The sequence below is a fragment of the Streptomyces sp. NPDC030862 genome (assembly GCF_055571835.1).
The window spans coordinates 492987-507497 of sequence record NZ_JBVIEN010000006.1; the positions used below are offsets into that span (position 1 = coordinate 492987).

At 70.9% G+C, this 14511-nt stretch carries 15 protein-coding genes; 9 read left to right on the top strand and 6 right to left on the bottom strand.

What is annotated here, in order from left to right; all coding sequences use genetic code 11:
- Positions 1-131 precede the first annotated feature (131 nt).
- Genes ACZ42X_RS19315 through era form a run of 4 tightly spaced genes read left to right on the top strand, consistent with a single transcriptional unit; the run spans position 132 to position 2670 of the window.
- A complete protein-coding gene (locus ACZ42X_RS19315; RefSeq protein ID WP_468291150.1) occupies positions 132-857 on the top strand; it encodes a hypothetical protein in 726 nt (241 codons plus the stop codon).
- 27 nt (positions 858-884) lie between these two features.
- Positions 885-1241, top strand: coding sequence for a cytidine deaminase (locus ACZ42X_RS19320; protein ID WP_361413693.1), 357 nt, complete (start codon positions 885-887; stop codon positions 1239-1241).
- A complete protein-coding gene (locus ACZ42X_RS19325) occupies positions 1241-1699 on the top strand; it encodes a hypothetical protein (protein WP_468291153.1) in 459 nt (152 codons plus the stop codon). The genes ACZ42X_RS19320 and ACZ42X_RS19325 overlap by 1 nt, the downstream gene beginning before the upstream one ends.
- A gap of 20 nt (positions 1700-1719) precedes the next feature.
- Positions 1720-2670 carry a GTPase Era gene (era, locus tag ACZ42X_RS19330; RefSeq protein ID WP_468291156.1) on the top strand — a complete coding sequence of 317 codons (951 nt, stop codon included), beginning with the start codon at positions 1720-1722 and terminating at the stop codon, positions 2668-2670.
- Between the two features lie 41 nt (positions 2671-2711).
- Here the strand turns inward: era and ACZ42X_RS19335 are convergent, their stop codons facing one another.
- Positions 2712-2978 (bottom strand): protealysin inhibitor emfourin, encoded by a 267-nt coding sequence (locus ACZ42X_RS19335; RefSeq protein WP_468291159.1) that lies wholly within the window; start codon positions 2976-2978, stop codon positions 2712-2714.
- 9 nt (positions 2979-2987) lie between these two features.
- Positions 2988-4088 carry a M4 family metallopeptidase gene (locus ACZ42X_RS19340; protein ID WP_468291162.1) on the bottom strand — a complete coding sequence of 367 codons (1101 nt, stop codon included), beginning with the start codon at positions 4086-4088 and terminating at the stop codon, positions 2988-2990.
- Between the two features lie 324 nt (positions 4089-4412).
- Between ACZ42X_RS19340 and leuA the strand changes: the two genes are divergently transcribed.
- Together leuA and ACZ42X_RS19350 are read left to right on the top strand one after the other, a co-directional pair.
- Positions 4413-6185: a 2-isopropylmalate synthase gene (gene leuA, locus ACZ42X_RS19345; protein ID WP_361413712.1), complete on the top strand. Its 1773-nt coding sequence runs from the start codon at positions 4413-4415 to the stop codon at positions 6183-6185.
- A gap of 160 nt (positions 6186-6345) precedes the next feature.
- On the top strand, positions 6346-7041 hold the full coding sequence (locus ACZ42X_RS19350) for a TerB family tellurite resistance protein (protein ID WP_468291165.1): 696 nt from the start codon (positions 6346-6348) through the stop codon (positions 7039-7041).
- A gap of 60 nt (positions 7042-7101) precedes the next feature.
- On the opposite strand, the gene ACZ42X_RS19355 is transcribed toward ACZ42X_RS19350, so the two are convergent.
- Genes ACZ42X_RS19355 through ACZ42X_RS19370 form a run of 4 tightly spaced genes read right to left on the bottom strand, consistent with a single transcriptional unit; the run spans position 7102 to position 10576 of the window.
- Complete coding sequence (locus tag ACZ42X_RS19355; RefSeq protein WP_468291168.1) at positions 7102-8049, bottom strand: SUKH-3 domain-containing protein; 948 nt, start codon at positions 8047-8049, stop codon at positions 7102-7104.
- Complete coding sequence (locus tag ACZ42X_RS19360; protein ID WP_468291171.1) at positions 8046-8435, bottom strand: YwqJ-related putative deaminase; 390 nt, start codon at positions 8433-8435, stop codon at positions 8046-8048. The genes ACZ42X_RS19355 and ACZ42X_RS19360 overlap by 4 nt, the downstream gene beginning before the upstream one ends.
- Positions 8428-8901, bottom strand: coding sequence for an SUKH-3 domain-containing protein (locus ACZ42X_RS19365; protein WP_468291174.1), 474 nt, complete (start codon positions 8899-8901; stop codon positions 8428-8430). The genes ACZ42X_RS19360 and ACZ42X_RS19365 overlap by 8 nt, the downstream gene beginning before the upstream one ends.
- 13 nt (positions 8902-8914) lie before the next feature.
- Complete coding sequence (locus ACZ42X_RS19370; protein ID WP_468291177.1) at positions 8915-10576, bottom strand: YwqJ-related putative deaminase; 1662 nt, start codon at positions 10574-10576, stop codon at positions 8915-8917.
- Positions 10577-10848: 272 nt separating this feature from the next.
- Here ACZ42X_RS19370 and ACZ42X_RS19375 point away from each other — a divergent pair, with 272 nt between their 5' ends.
- The 3 genes from ACZ42X_RS19375 (at position 10849) to ACZ42X_RS19385 (ending at position 14387) form a co-directional block, all read left to right on the top strand.
- Positions 10849-12177 (top strand): penicillin-binding transpeptidase domain-containing protein, encoded by a 1329-nt coding sequence (locus ACZ42X_RS19375; RefSeq protein ID WP_468291179.1) that lies wholly within the window; start codon positions 10849-10851, stop codon positions 12175-12177.
- Positions 12178-12256: 79 nt separating this feature from the next.
- Complete coding sequence (locus ACZ42X_RS19380; RefSeq protein ID WP_468291181.1) at positions 12257-13330, top strand: ornithine cyclodeaminase family protein; 1074 nt, start codon at positions 12257-12259, stop codon at positions 13328-13330.
- Between the two features lie 211 nt (positions 13331-13541).
- On the top strand, positions 13542-14387 hold the full coding sequence (locus ACZ42X_RS19385; RefSeq protein WP_468291184.1) for a nitroreductase/quinone reductase family protein: 846 nt from the start codon (positions 13542-13544) through the stop codon (positions 14385-14387).
- Positions 14388-14511 lie beyond the last annotated feature (124 nt).

Here is a 14511-nt window from a genome sequence, read left to right on the forward strand (position 1 = left end):
GAAAGTCAGTTCGTAAATAGGCGGAGCCTTTGCCTCCGATGTGTGTATCCTCAGCCCGGCCGATCACCGGCGGGGAGGGGGGAACCGTGCTCCCCGGAAACATCCACATCCCAAGGGGAGAACACATCTTCATGCGTACCCGCATTCGTCGCGGCGCTGCCGTCGCGCTCACCGTTTCCGCGCTCACCTTCACCGCCGCGTGCGGTGGCTCCGCCGACAAGGGCGGCTCCGACAAGGCCAAGTCCTCCGAGGCGCCCGGCAAGTCCGCGGAGAAGCCGGCGGAGGCCGCGGCGAAGCCGCTGACCGAGGCGCAGATGAAGGCGGGCGTGCTCGCCGTCGCCGACCTGCCCAAGGGCTGGGCCGACGCCCCGACCGAGTCCGGCAGCTCCCCGTACAAGGTCGACAAGTCCGAGTGCCAGCCTCTCACCGACATGCTGCAGAAGAAGGTCGCCGGTGCGACCGTCGGCGCCGAAGAGGACTTCCGCGGTGACAACGGCGCGAGCCAGCTCAACCACCAGGTCATGACCTTCTCCGGCACCGGCGCCGCGGACTTTATGAAGTCCGTCGGCACCGCCGCGGACAAGTGCACCTCCTTCAGCTCGGACTTGGAGGGCACGCCCATGGCGATCAAGGTCGCGAAGCTGGACGCGCCGAAGAGCGGCGAGGAGACCCACGGCGTCGCCCTGAGCATGGACCTCGGCGGCGAGATGGCGCTCACGATCAACGTGGTCGTCGCCCGTCAGGGCGCGGGCGTGAGCCGGGTCATGTACCTGCCCGGCGTCGCGAACGCCGGCAAGAGCGTCAACGACCTCGCCAAGCTCGCCGGCGACAAGTTCGCCAAGGCCGCCCAGGGCTGACGCTGATCGCGGACTTATCCTCGGGGCATGACGCAGACGACATCCGACCTTGGCCCCGAGGACCGCAAGATCATCACGCTGGCGCGCAGCGCCCGTGCCCGCAACGGTGTGCCCGAGGGCGCGGCGGTGCGGGACGAGACGGGGCGTACGTACGTCGCCGGGACCGTCGCGCTGGAGTCGCTGAACCTCAGCGCGCTCCAGACGGCGGTCGCGATGGCCGTGGCCAGCGGCGCGAAGTCGCTGGAGGCCGCGGCCGTCGTCACCGAGGCCGACGCCGCCTCGGACGCGGACCGCGCCGCCGTCCGCGACCTCGGCGGCCCGGCCACGCCCGTGCTGGTGGCCGGCCCCGACGGCGAGTTGCGTGCCACGGTGAGCGCCGGCTGATGGCGGGCACGGGGGAGAACGCCGACGAGACCGTCGGCGGCAACACCGGCGAGACGACCGGTGGGAAGACCGGGCGGAAGCCCGGAAAGAAGACCGGGGGCCTGACCTACCCCTGGGTCGTGCTGGGGGTCGGCGCCATCGGCGTCGCCATCAACGTCGCCGACTGGTTCGTCGGGGACGGTCGGCCGCAGCCCTACGACGTGTTCCCGCTGCTGCTCGTGCTGTGGGCGGCCGGCGACCTGCTGAAGGAGCGCCGGCCGACCGCCGCCCGGGCGATGCGGGGAACCGCCGGGGTGGTGCTGTTCGCGGCCGGCCTCACCGTCGGCGTCCGGGCCGCCGCCGCGGCCGCACGCGGTGAAACGTTCGACTGGCTGGACCTGATCGTGGGCGTGCTGGTGATCCTCTACGCGGTCGCGATGGCCTCCGCGCTGGCCATGCGGAAGGGCAGCGGTACGTGAGGGTGCCCGCATCGGGGAGAATGGCCCCTATGAGCGCTCGTAATCCAGAAACCGAAACCACCCACAGGGCCGGTTTCGCCTGCTTCGTCGGCCGTCCCAACGCGGGCAAGTCCACCCTCACGAACGCTCTGGTCGGACAGAAGGTGGCGATCACCTCCAACCGGCCGCAGACCACCCGCCACACCGTGCGCGGCATCGTGCACCGCCCGGACGCGCAGCTGGTCCTGGTCGACACCCCGGGGCTGCACAAGCCGCGCACCCTGCTGGGCGAGCGGCTCAACGACGTCGTCCGCACCACCTGGGCCGAGGTCGACGTCATCGGCTTCTGCCTCCCGGCGAACGAGAAGCTCGGCCCCGGCGACCGGTTCATCGCCAAGGAGCTCGCGGGGATCAAGAAGACCCCGAAGGTGGCGATCGTCACCAAGACGGACCTGGTCGACTCCAAGACCCTCGCCGAGCAGCTCATCGCGATCGACCGGCTCGGCGCGGAGCTGGGCATGGAGTGGCAGGAGATCATCCCGGTGTCGGCGGTCGGCGGCAAGCAGGTCCAGCTCGTGGCCGACCTGCTGGTCCCGCTGCTGCCCGAGTCCCCGCCGCTCTACCCCGAGGGTGACCTCACGGACGAGCCGGAGCAGGTCATGGTGGCCGAGCTGATCCGGGAGGCCGCGCTGGAGGGCGTACGGGACGAGCTGCCGCACTCCATCGCGGTCGTCGTCGAGGAGATGATCCCGCGCGAGAACCGCCCGGCGGACAAGCCGCTGCTGGACATCCACGCCAACGTCTACATCGAGCGCCCCAGCCAGAAGGGCATCATCATCGGCCCCAAGGGTCAGCGCCTGAAGGAAGTCGGCACCAAGTCCCGCAAGCACATCGAGGCGCTGCTCGGTACGCCGGTCTTCCTCGACCTGCACGTGAAGGTCGCCAAGGACTGGCAGCGCGACCCCAAGCAGCTCCGCAAGCTCGGCTTCTGAGCTTCTGCCGGAGCACTTCGGCTTCCGAGGCGATCACCGGCTCAGGCGCCTTCGCGGAGCACCCGGCTCACCAGCTCGCGCTGCGCGTCCGACAGGTGCGGGTCCGCGCAGCGCACCGTACGGCCGTCCACGCTGATCTCGTACTGGAAGCCGTCCGGCACCCCGGACGGCGGCGCCCCCCGGTTCGTGGTCAGTGCAGCCTCTGCCAGGGTGTGCCATTCGGCAGCGTCGCGGCGGCCCGAGGTGTCCACCTCGGCCCGCCGCTCGATGCCCGTGAAACCGCCCGTGCGTGTCACCCGAATCCGCATGGGCCCTGTCTACTCCGTCGGCACCCCCACCGTCGACCAGGCCTTGGTCACCGCGTCGTGCTCCGCGCCCCCCGCGCCGTACCGCGCGCTCGCCGCGGCCACCGTCAGTTTGGCGAAGTCCGCGAACTCCGCGTCCACCGCCAGCTCGCCGCCGGTCAGCACGTCGTACCAGATCCGCCCGGCCCGCTCCCAGGCGCTGCCGCCGAGCCGGGTGGCGACCAGGTAGAAGGCGTGGTTCGGGATGCCGGAGTTGATGTGGACGCCGCCGTTGTCGGAACCCGTGTGCACGTAGTCGTCCATCGTCGCGGGCTGCGGGTCCTTGCCGAGGACGTCGTCGTCGTACGCGGTGCCGGGCGCCTTCATCGAGCGCAGCGCCACGCCCTGGACGTCCGGGGCCAGCAGCCCCGCCCCGATGAGCCAGTCCGCCTGCTCGGCCGTCTGCTGGAGCGCGTACTGCTTGACCAGTGCGCCGAAGACGTCCGACATCGACTCGTTGAGCGCGCCCGGCTGGCCGAAGTACGCCAGGTTCGCCGTGTACTGCGTGACGCCGTGCGCCAGCTCGTGGCCGATGACGTCCACCGCGAGGGTGAAGTCGAGGAAGATCCGGCCGTCGCCGTCGCCGAAGACCATCTGCTCGCCGTTCCAGAAGGCGTTGTTGTAGTCCCGGCTGTAGTGGACCGTCGCGTCCAGCGGCAGGCCCGACCCGTTGATCGAGTCGCGCTCGTACACGTCCCGGAACAGCTCGAAGGTCGCGCCGAGACCGGCGTACGCGCGGTTGACGGTCGCGTCACCCGTCGGCTGCTGGCCCTCCGCGCGCACCTTCCTGCCCGGCAGCGCGGTCTTGTGCTCGGCGTCGTAGATCGTGCGCCGCGGTTTGCCGGCGGGCGCGTCGGCCGCCCGGGGTACGGCGGCGGCGCCGGTGACCGTGGTCAGGCGGCGTGCGGTGCGGTTGGCGGCGTCCGTGACCAGGGTGCGGCGGGCGGCCGCGGCGATCAGCGGGTCGGCGGAACGGCTCAGCCGGTCCAGCAGGTGCGGCGGGACGACCGAGCAGAACCCCGGTGAGCAGCGGGTGGAGGGATCGGAGGTGCGTGTGGCAGGTGCGGTGGTCATGTTCCGCAATGTCGCAGCGCGTCACGTGCCTGTCACGAGGTGCGACGACGATTCCTGAAAAGGAGTGATTCCTCACGCTTGGGTGATTACAGCGCGGAATCCCGCATACTGAAACAGACCCCCCGCCCACCGTGCCCCTCGGCTAGGCTGCTTCGCATCATGCGTTTCGGGCTGCTTCTCCTTAGCTGCCGCGGCGAGGGCCTGTAGTCGTAGGCCGACCCCCTCCCCGCGGAGTCTGGTGCTGCGTTCGACCCTGTCGGCCTCCCCCATAGCCCTTCGGACATGGGGGACCCCCAGATCAGGACATCCCAGGAGCCCTACGCAATGTCTCAGTCCCAGTGGATCGGCCGTCCCACGCCCATCACCAACGCGACGCACACCCAGAAGGCGTCCGGGATGCCCATCCACAAGTACCGCCCGTACGACGCCGTCGACATCCCCGACCGCACCTGGCCGGACCAGCGCATCACCAAGGCCCCGCGCTGGCTGTCGACCGACCTGCGGGACGGCAACCAGGCGCTGATCGACCCGATGTCCCCCGCCCGCAAGCGGGAGATGTTCGACCTGCTCGTGCGCATGGGCTACAAGGAGATCGAGGTCGGCTTCCCGTCCTCCGGCGAGACCGACTTCGCGTTCGTGCGCTCCATCATCGAAGAGGGCGCGATCCCCGAGGACGTGACGATCTCCGTCCTGACGCAGGCGCGCGAGGACCTGATCGAGCGGACCGTCGAGTCGCTGCGCGGCGCCCACCGCGCCACCGTGCACCTGTACAACGCCACCGCGCCCGTCTTCCGGCGGGTCGTCTTCCGCGGTTCCAAGGAGGACGTCAAGCGGATCGCGGTCGACGGCACCCGGCTGGTGATGGAGTACGCCGACAAGATCCTGGGCGACGAGACCACCTTCGGCTACCAGTACAGCCCGGAGATCTTCACCGACACCGAGCTGGACTTCGCCCTGGAGGTCTGCGAGGCGGTCATGGACGTCTGGCAGCCCGAGGAGGGCCGCGAGATCATCCTCAACCTGCCCGCCACGGTGGAGCGCTCCACGCCCTCCACGCACGCGGACCGGTTCGAGTGGATGTCGCGCAACCTGTCGCGCCGCGAGTTCGTCTGCCTCTCCGTCCACCCGCACAACGACCGCGGTACGGCGGTGGCGGCGGCCGAGCTGGCCATCATGGCGGGCGCCGACCGCATCGAGGGCTGCCTGTTCGGGCAGGGCGAGCGCACCGGCAACGTCGACCTGGTCACCCTGGGCATGAACCTGTTCTCGCAGGGTGTCGACCCGCAGATCGACTTCTCGCAGATCGACGAGGTGCGCCGCACCTCCGAGTACTGCAACCAGATGGAGGTCCACCCCCGCCACCCCTACGCGGGCGATCTGGTCTACACCGCCTTCTCCGGCTCCCACCAGGACGCCATCAAGAAGGGCTTCGACGCGATGGAGGCCACCGCCGCCGCGGCAGGCAAGACCGTCGACGAGATCGAGTGGGCCGTGCCGTACCTGCCGATCGACCCCAAGGACGTCGGCCGGTCGTACGAGGCGGTCATCCGCGTCAACTCGCAGTCCGGCAAGGGCGGCATCGCCTACGTCCTGAAGAACGACCACAAGCTGGACCTGCCGCGCCGCATGCAGATCGAGTTCTCGAAGATCATCCAGGCGAAGACCGACGCCGAGGGCGGCGAGGTCACGCCGAAGGACATCTGGGCCGTCTTCCAGGACGAGTACCTGCCCAACGCGGACGACGCCGCCGCCCGCTGGGGCCGCATCCAGCTGCGCTCCGGCCAGACCACGACCGACAAGGACGGCACGGACACGCTGACCGTCGAGGCGGTCGTCGACGGCCAGGACGTCGTCCTGACCGGTTCCGGCAACGGTCCGATCTCGGCCTTCTTCGACGCGCTCCAGTCGATCGGCATCGACGTACGCCTGCTGGACTACCAGGAGCACACGATGAGCGAGGGCGCCTCCGCGCAGGCCGCCTCGTACATCGAATGCGCCATTGACGGCAAGGTCCTGTGGGGTATCGGCATCGACGCCAACACCACCCGCGCCTCGCTGAAGGCGGTCATCTCGGCCGTCAACCGCGCCGCGCGCTGACCCCCGCACCCCTCCGTACGCCGAACCCCGCCCGCCGACAGCGGGCGGGGTTCGGCCATGTCCGGTGGCGTTCTCTGGACGAGGTGCTGACGCGGCATCACCGATGTGGCTAACATCACGCCCACGCGGCAAGGTGGCCGAGGCTAGATGGAGGTGCGACGTGCTGCCAGCACGAGGATCACGCGGCCGGAAATTGCGCATCTGCTCCATCTCCACCACGTGGAACACCGTCGGTGACGGCGAGTTCTTCTGTCCCGGCTGCGGCGGCGACCGCAACTACCGGCGCCGCACCGGCCGCCGCCGGTTCACTCTTTTCGGTGTTCCGCTGCTGCCGCGGGGCATCGCCGGGCCCGTCGTCGAGTGCGCGGCCTGCCACGCGCACTTCGGCCTGGACGCCCTCGACCACCCGACGACCGCCCGTTTCTCGGCGATGCTGCGCGACGCCGTCCACACCGTCGCCCTCGCCGTCCTCGCGGCGGGCGGCGTCTCATCCCGTACGGTCCTGCAGACCGCCGTCTCCACGGTCCGCGCCGCCGGGTACGAGGACTGCACCGCCGACAGCCTCACCTCGCTCATCGAGGCCCTCGAAGCCGACACGGGCCGCTTCGTGACCGACACCGACGGCCCCTGCGGCGCCGCGCTCGCCATCGAGCTCCACGAGGCGCTGGAGCCGCTCACCCCGCACCTCGCCCCGGCGGGCCGCGAGTCGATCCTGCTCCAGGGGGCGCGGATCGCGCTCGCGGACGGCGCGTACACCCAGGCCGAGCGCGAGGTGCTGACGACCGTCGGTAGCGCGCTGCGGCTGTGCGCGGACGACACCGTCCGCCTGATGGAGGCGGCGCGGGCGCCGTTCTAGGTGCTCACCGAGGGCCGGTGGCGGGGGCCGGGCTCGGCGTGGCCCTCCCCATGGACACGCTCACGACGACGGGTGCTCGGCGTATCGCGCGAGGTCCTGTGCGCAGGCGGCGACGGCCGTGCCGGACCGGCCGACCGAAGCGCCCGCGCCGGCGGAGAGCGAGAGTTCGACCAACGCCGGGGCCTTCGCCGAGTGCCCGGTGCGCACGGCGCACATGACGGACGACAGCGGGGCGGTGGTCTCCCGCGGGGCGCGAACGGCCAGGCCGAGCTCAGCGCCCTGCGTGGTGATGCCCTCCGCCCGGATCAACGCCTCCATCCTGGCCGCCAACGGCGCCGCGCTCTCGCCGAGAGAGCCGCCCGGGAGGGGGAGGGGGCGGTTCAGGGCCTCGACCCCGATACCGCGCAGCGTCGTCACGGTGAACCACAGCTCGCGAGCGCTGAACACCTGGTGCCGGTGCAAGACGTACACCCCCACCAGCGCGGTACGTACGGCGTCTTCGAGTGGCTCGCTGCCCGGTGAGGTGGGCGCGGTCCAGGCCCAGCGGCGAGCGGCGATCCGCTGCGGAGCACGTCCCTGCGCCAGTGCGGAGAGGCCTTCCCGCACGGTTTCGCCCAGCTGCCAGCGCCCGCCGTGATCGATGGAGAACAGGCGCCCTTCCTCGTCGACGGCGAGCAGGGCGTCGGCGTCCGTACGGCCGAAGGGGAACAACCGGGACCCCGTGGACCGACCGAGAAGCGTCAACGGGCGCAGGGCGTGCCTGGCTTCCGTGGGGTCGATCACACATCCCGTGGCTGCGACGTCCTGGCCGGGGCAGGACGGGCGTATGCGCAGCCCGTGGAATTCGCGCAGTGCCCGTTCGGCAGCGGGGAACAGCACCCATGTCGCTCCATCGGCCACCGGCTCGACAAGCGCGACGGTCTTGAGGGCGGCCCTCAGTGCCTCCTCCCTGACGTCACGGCCCTCGTACCAGCCCGCCGTGACCAGTGCGTCCTCATCTCGGCTCATGAGTCGATCACGTCGATGCCCAGCCGCTCCAGGAGGGCCGAACAAGAGCGGCACACCTGAGCCGTGGTGCCGTGCTCGGGGTCGCCGTAACCGCGGATCTTCTTCGCGACGAGGACGGCACCGGTGAAGTGGGGGACGGCCTCTTCCAGGGTCGTCGTTCCCCCGTCGGAGCGTCGTCGGTCCAGACTCCACAGCTGGTCCGAGACGAGAGCGGATTCCGCGCAGTATCCGATGAAGGGCTCGCGTTGCGCCACGGGCAGCGTCTCGAAGAACGCCCTGACGGCGGGATGGAGATGGGGCTCCTCGTCGCCGGCCACATTCGTATGGCTGAAGATCTGGTTGTGGAGCAGCAGTGATGCGGCTACGCCGGGAATCAGCTCAGACAAAGTAGTCCTCCGCGTCCTCCATCTCGCTGCTCATCAGACTCATCAGCGCCTCGTACTTTTCCCGTCCCAGATAATACGCGCCGGTGTGATGAGAAAAGAAGAACCGGCCGGTCTCGTCCATGAGAATGGTTGACCCGTCGTATGTGTCGTAACCGATGGGGAAGAGCTTGGTGCCCAGCTCTCCCGCCAGTTCCTCGATCTCTTCGGCGTCTCCCTTGAAGACGAGGTGTGGCGTGAATACCGCGAAATTCTCCGGTGCCGTGTCGATGACGGCCTTGAGGAACGCGTGCTCCCGGATGAAGGCGAGGGCGGGCGCGGAGGGCTGGATGTCCACGCCGTAGGACCGGTAGCGCTCGACCACCGTCGCGACTGCCTCGGCCGCCTGTTCCCCGACGTCGCGGCCCGGGTGCCAGCCTGCCTCGGCAAGCCACGCGTCCACTTCTTCGGGTGTGGAAAGTATCGGCATCGTTGCCCTCGCTCTATGTGTGTGCCGTGACACCGATCAACGGGAGAATTCTCGAACAGGAACGGCATGGTTCCTTGTAATCGCCGTGTTTTTTGAAACCGGTCGGCGAGTCCTGTTCTCCGATTTGAAGGGAGTAGACGAGTGCTCCGCTCATTACTCGGCGAATGTCCTCCGGCGTGCGGATCGCTGTCTTGTCCCTGTCTTCTATACCACGCAACCGGTCGGACACGAGTGCTATCTCCGCGCACTTCCCATGCCCGGCGCCCGGGTTGTCGCCGTCCGCTCGGATGGCCTTCTCCACCTGGTCCACGACGCTCTTGAGCGCGGGGTGGGTGTCGAGGTGTGTCTGGCCGTGCCGTTTCGTGGAGCTGGAGTGGCTCGTCAGCGTGCCCTCGTGCAGCAGGCCTCCCGCGCACGACTTCACCAGACGGTCCTTGCCGGGCGGATTGTGGCCCGCTTCCTGGTCGCGGGCGTTGTCCGCCAGATCGCGCGTCTCCTGGACGAGGGCCTGCCGCTGCTGCTCCGGGGTGAGGTGACTTACGTCCAGTGCGTCGCGCCGGTGGTGCTTCATCTTGCCGGCGCTCTTTCCGTGCCAATCCGGCTGGGGGCTTATCGGCTTCCCTGCGGGGCCTTTACCGGAATTCCCGCCGCCACCGCCGTTTCCACCGCCACCGCCACCGCCGCCGCCCCCCGCGCCGCCTTTGCCGTTCTCGTCCTTGCCGTCACCCGGCTTGATCTTCCTGACGTCGTCGTGGACGCCTTGGTCGGTGTCCCGGTGGGTCTTGGAGCCGCCCCTGATGGCGTCGGGGAGTTTCTTGCCGATGTGGTCGCCGAGGTCGTCGAGGGCTTTGCCGAGCTTCTCGGTCACGCCCTCGATGGTGGTGTCCAGGACGGCGGTGAGGGAGTCCTTGCCCTTGGCGCGGCCGTGGTGGGACTTGGCGGTGCCGAGCTTGCCGCGTGTCTTGCCCTGCATGGCGATCTGTACGTCGGTGAGGTTGCCGCCGGCCTTGCCGTGGGCGTCGTGGTCGATGACCGGGCCGCCGCCGGGTCCGCCGCCCCCGGGGCCGGCGGAGTTGATCTGCAGGCCGTCCTTGCCGGCCTGGACGGTCTGGCCGGTGTTGTAGCCGTCCTGGACGCCGGTGACGTTGAGCGCGGTCTGGATGGCCAGGTCCGCGACGACGTTCTCGATGGCGGCGACGGCGGGCTGGGTGAGGACCGCGACGATCTCGGCGACGGCGGCCTCGGCCATCTCCTTGAGGATCTTCTTGAAGGCGATGCGGGTGGCGGCGATCTTCGCGCCGGCGAGCAGGGTGGACAGGCCGGCGGTCACCGGGGCGAAGGCGAGGGTGATGCCCACCGTGGCGCACAGGTCGGCCAGTTCGCCGACCGCGGCGATCTTGCGGGCGACGATGATGTCGGCCACCCGGTCCAGGGCATCGGCGACGAGCCGGGCGGCTTTCGCCAGGTCCGCGTGCTTGCCCTGCACCTTGGACCAGTGCTTGTCGAGGGCGGTCAGCGACTCGCTCTGTCCGGTGGACAGCAGCCGCTGGATGTGCTGGTGGGCTGCGTGGCCGTCGTCGTCGGCGTCGTCGGCGAACTCCCGCAGCGCCGTGGCCATGTCGCGGTAGGCGTCCTCGTCGACGTTCGGCCAGCCGACGCCAACGATGTCGAGCATCGTGTCGACGCCTTCGGGAATGGTGTAACCCACAGCGCAAAGCCCCCGTTTCACGCACTGTCATGCCGCGGCAGATCGTGTCAGCATGCCATGTGACGTGCAAGGGACTCCAAGCGGTTCCCGAACGCGAAGGTTGCCCGGAGGTGCCCGGACGCCGGTCTCCCGTAGGCGCGGTCGCCCGGCCTCGATCGGCGCCGCACGCGGTGGGCGGCATCCTGTTCGGATGATCACGCCCTGTCCGCAGGGGAGTTGGCGAACGTAGAGTGATCAACATGTCTTATGTTCTCCGGCGTACGGCTGCGCTCGCCGTCCTCGTCGCGCTGCTCCCCGCCGCCCTGTCGGGATGCACGGCCGACAAGCAGCCCCGGCCCCCTGCGGGGGCGGGAGAGGGGAAACCGACCGCCGGGCAGCCGAAGGGACTCGGTGACATCGTCGTCGCGGGACGGGCCGTCACGGGGGCGAAGCCGACCGGGCTGGAGAAGGCGCCCTACCAGCGCACCTACGCCGACGGGGAGTTGTACGCCGCCGTCACCGGGTACCGGTCGACGGCCTACGCGTACAACGGTCTGGAGGCGGTCTACGAGGACGTCCTCGGGCCGGCCGCCCGTCACGGTGGACGCGCGCCCGGCGATGTGGTGACGACGATCGACCCGGTGCTGCAGAAGGCCGCCGCCGACGGGCTGAGCGGGCGCAAGGGCGCCGCGGTCGCCCTGGACGTGCAGAGCGGCAGGATCGAGGCCCTGGTCAGTGCTCCGTCCTTCGATCCCGCCACCTTCAGCGGGAACATGCCCAAGGACGCCGAGGCGTGGGAGGAGCTGGAGAGCGACGAGGACGATCCGCTGCTGAACCGCGCGCTGCGGCAGGCGGTGGCACCGGGCGACACCTTCCACCTCGTCGTCGCGGTGGCGGCCGTCGAGCAGGACCTCTACAGCTCCATGGACGCCCCGACCCGCAGCCCCCTCACCCCCGGTGTCCCCGCCCGCTGCGAGAACGCGTCGCTGCGGACCGCCCTGCGGTTCTCCTGCGACAACGTCTTCGCCCGCATCGCGACCGACCTGGGCGAGGACACCCTGGCCCAGGCCGCCGAGGCGTTCGGCTTCAACGACGACCGCCTCGACGTGCCCGTGCGCGCCGTCACGAGCACCTACCCGCGCGGTGCGGACGGTGAGGCGGACCTCGCGGCGACCGGCAACGGACTCGGCGGAGTGACCGCCACGCCCGTACAGATGGCGAGGGTCATGGCGGTCCTCGCCGGAGGAGGCGGCCAGGTCCGTCCGACGGTGGTCGACCACGTGGTCCGGGCGGACGGGAGCACCCAGCGGCCCGCAGCCGAAACCCCGGGCCGGGTCGTCGCACAGGCGACCGCCGACCAGCTGCGCTCGGCGCTGGGGCCCTCGGCGTCCCGGACCGCTTGGGTCGCGGCGGCGACGGACGACGGCGACGGGGCCGGAGCGGCCGCGTGGTCCGTGTCGTACGCCCGCGCCGGCGACGGCGGCCTCCTGGCGATCGCCGTGTGCGTCGAGGGCTCCGACGGCGCGGCGCCGGCCGTGCGCGTCGCCGAGCGGCTGAGCCGGGCCGCCGCGGCGCGCACGGGTCCCTGAGGGGTCCGCCGCCCGCGCGCCGGGCCGGTTCCGGCGTGTCGCCTCCCCGCCGGACACGGGACTGACAGACGCTGGACGGATGCTGCTACTGGGACGGTCGCAGGTCGAGGCGCTGCTCGACATGGACGCGCTGATCGACAGGCTCGCCCCGGCGATGGTGGACCTCAGCGAGGGGCGGGCCTCGGTGCCCGACCGGGTGGCGGCCGTCGTGCCCGAGCAGGACGCCTTCCTCGCCGCCATGCCGGGGTTCGTGCCGTCGGCCGGGGTCCTGCTGAGCAAGCTGGTGTCGGTGTTCCCGCACAACGCCGGGAGGGCGGCGGGGAGGCCCGGGAAGACAAGCAGGGCCGGGGCGGGAGGTGCAGGGAGTACCGCTGGTGCCGGTGGTGCCGCCGGGAAGCCGCTGCCGACGCACCAGGCGCTGATCGTGGTCTTCGACCCGGCGACCGGCGAGCCGACCGCGCTGCTGGACGGGACCGCCATCACCGCCGCGCGCACGGCCGCCGGGTCGGCGCTGTCGGCGCGGCTGCTGGCGCGGGACGACGCGGCGGTCCTCGCGCTCCTCGGCACCGGAGTGCAGGCGCGTACCCACGCCCGGGCCATGTGCAGGGTGCGGCCGGTCCGGGAGATCCGGGTAGCCGGGCGAGACCCGGTGCGGGCCGGGGTGCTGGCCGAGGAGCTGTCGGCGGAGCTCGGCGTGGACGTCGTCGCCGCGCCCCACTACGCCGCCGCGCTCGACGGCGCGGACCTCGTCGCCGCCGCCACCCACCCCGTCGACCCGGTGGTACGCCGGGAATGGCTCACCCCCGGCGTGCACATCGCGTCCGTCGGCTTCAGCCGGGCGGGCCGCGAGGTCGACGACGCCACCGTCGCCGACGCGCTCGTCTGCGTCGAGTCGCGGCGGGCCGCGCTGGCGCCGTTCCCCGCCGGGAGCAACGACCTGCTCTACCCGATCCGGGACGGTGTCATCACCCCGGACCACATCCACGCCGAGCTCGGTGAGCTGGTCGAGGGCAGCAGGCCCGGACGTACGTCGGCCGACCAGATCACCCTCTACAAGTCGGTCGGCGTCGCCGTCCAGGACGCGGTGGCCGCGGCGCTCGTGGTGGACGCGGCGCGGGCGCGGTCGGTCGGGGACCGGATCGACCTGGGCTGAAGCCGGGTCTGCTGGCCGGTTTTCGTCGTTGCGACGGGTGAGAACGTGCCGGTACGTTGACGCGGTGACTGCCGGGTCGGCCATGGGCCACACACGAGTAGGGCACCCGGCCTCCGCGTGACGCCGGGGCGGGGCAGATCCCCGCCGTCTCTGCGTTCCTCCTCCGCGTACCCATGCGTCTTCTCCGGAGCAGAAAGCAGAGACCACACTCTTGCCCAACGATTTCAACCAGCCCGTCATCGACGAGTTCCGGGCCAACCACGGCCGCGTCGGCGGGATGTTCGAGGGAGCCCGGCTCCTCCTGCTGACCACGACCGGCGCCCGGTCCGGCGAGCCCCACACCACCCCCGTCGGCTACTACCCCGACGGCGACGGCCGCGTCCTGGTCATCGCCTCGGCCGGCGGCTCCCCGCGGCACCCCGCGTGGTACCACAACCTTCTGGCCCACCCCCGTGTGACCGTCGAGAGCGGCGTCTTCACGTACGAGGCCGACGCCACCGTCCTGACGGGCGACGCACGCGACCGGGCCTTCGCCCGCGCCGTGGAGGCCGACTCCGGGTGGGCCGACTACCAGGCCAGGACGGCCCGCGTCATCCCCGTCGTGGCCCTCGACGAGGTCCCCGGCCCGCCGGACATCAACGCGACGTCCCTCGGGGAGGCCATCAAGGTCGTCCACGACGCGTTCCGGCGCGAACTGGGCCTCATCAGCAAGGAGATAGCGGAATCCGGGACCGCCGGTGGCCTCGGCACCCAGCTGCGCGTCAACTGCCTCACCCTCTGCCAGGGCCTGCACAACCACCACACCGGGGAGGACACGATGCTCTTCCCGATGCTCGCCGACCGTCACCCCGCGCATCCCGGCCTCGCCCCGGTGATGGACCGGCTGAAGCAGGAGCACGAGCGGATCGCCGCGCTGCTCGCCGCGTTGCGGGACGCCGTCTCCGACGAGGAGGCGGACGGGTCGCGGGTCCTCGCGGAGGTCGAGCGGCTCACCGAGGAACTGGAGGAGCACCTCCGGTACGAGGAGGAGCAGCTGATCCCGCTGCTGGACGCGTGAACAGGGCGGTGGGGGGGGGGGGGGGGGGGGGGGGGGGGGGGAGGGGGGGAAGAAGGAGGGGGGGGGGGGGGGGGGGGGGGGGGTAGAGGGGGGGGGGGGGGGGATGCGATTTCCTTTCCTCCGT

Bases quoted from the DNA above. Each gene is read 5' to 3' on its own strand.
- ACZ42X_RS19315 (WP_468291150.1), top strand. From the start codon at position 132: ATGCGTACCCGCATTCGTCGCGGCGCTGCCGTCGCGCTCACCGTTTCC.
- ACZ42X_RS19320 (WP_361413693.1), top strand. From the start codon at position 885: ATGACGCAGACGACATCCGACCTTGGCCCCGAGGACCGCAAGATCATC.
- ACZ42X_RS19325 (WP_468291153.1), top strand. From the start codon at position 1,241: ATGGCGGGCACGGGGGAGAACGCCGACGAGACCGTCGGCGGCAACACC.
- era (WP_468291156.1), top strand. From the start codon at position 1,720: ATGGCCCCTATGAGCGCTCGTAATCCAGAAACCGAAACCACCCACAGG.
- ACZ42X_RS19335 (WP_468291159.1), bottom strand. From the start codon at position 2,978: ATGCGGATTCGGGTGACACGCACGGGCGGTTTCACGGGCATCGAGCGG.
- ACZ42X_RS19340 (WP_468291162.1), bottom strand. From the start codon at position 4,088: ATGACCACCGCACCTGCCACACGCACCTCCGATCCCTCCACCCGCTGC.
- leuA (WP_361413712.1), top strand. From the start codon at position 4,413: ATGTCTCAGTCCCAGTGGATCGGCCGTCCCACGCCCATCACCAACGCG.
- ACZ42X_RS19355 (WP_468291168.1), bottom strand. From the start codon at position 8,049: ATGAGCCGAGATGAGGACGCACTGGTCACGGCGGGCTGGTACGAGGGC.
- ACZ42X_RS19365 (WP_468291174.1), bottom strand. From the start codon at position 8,901: ATGCCGATACTTTCCACACCCGAAGAAGTGGACGCGTGGCTTGCCGAG.
- ACZ42X_RS19370 (WP_468291177.1), bottom strand. From the start codon at position 10,576: ATGCTCGACATCGTTGGCGTCGGCTGGCCGAACGTCGACGAGGACGCC.
- ACZ42X_RS19375 (WP_468291179.1), top strand. From the start codon at position 10,849: ATGTCTTATGTTCTCCGGCGTACGGCTGCGCTCGCCGTCCTCGTCGCG.
- ACZ42X_RS19380 (WP_468291181.1), top strand. From the start codon at position 12,257: ATGCTGCTACTGGGACGGTCGCAGGTCGAGGCGCTGCTCGACATGGAC.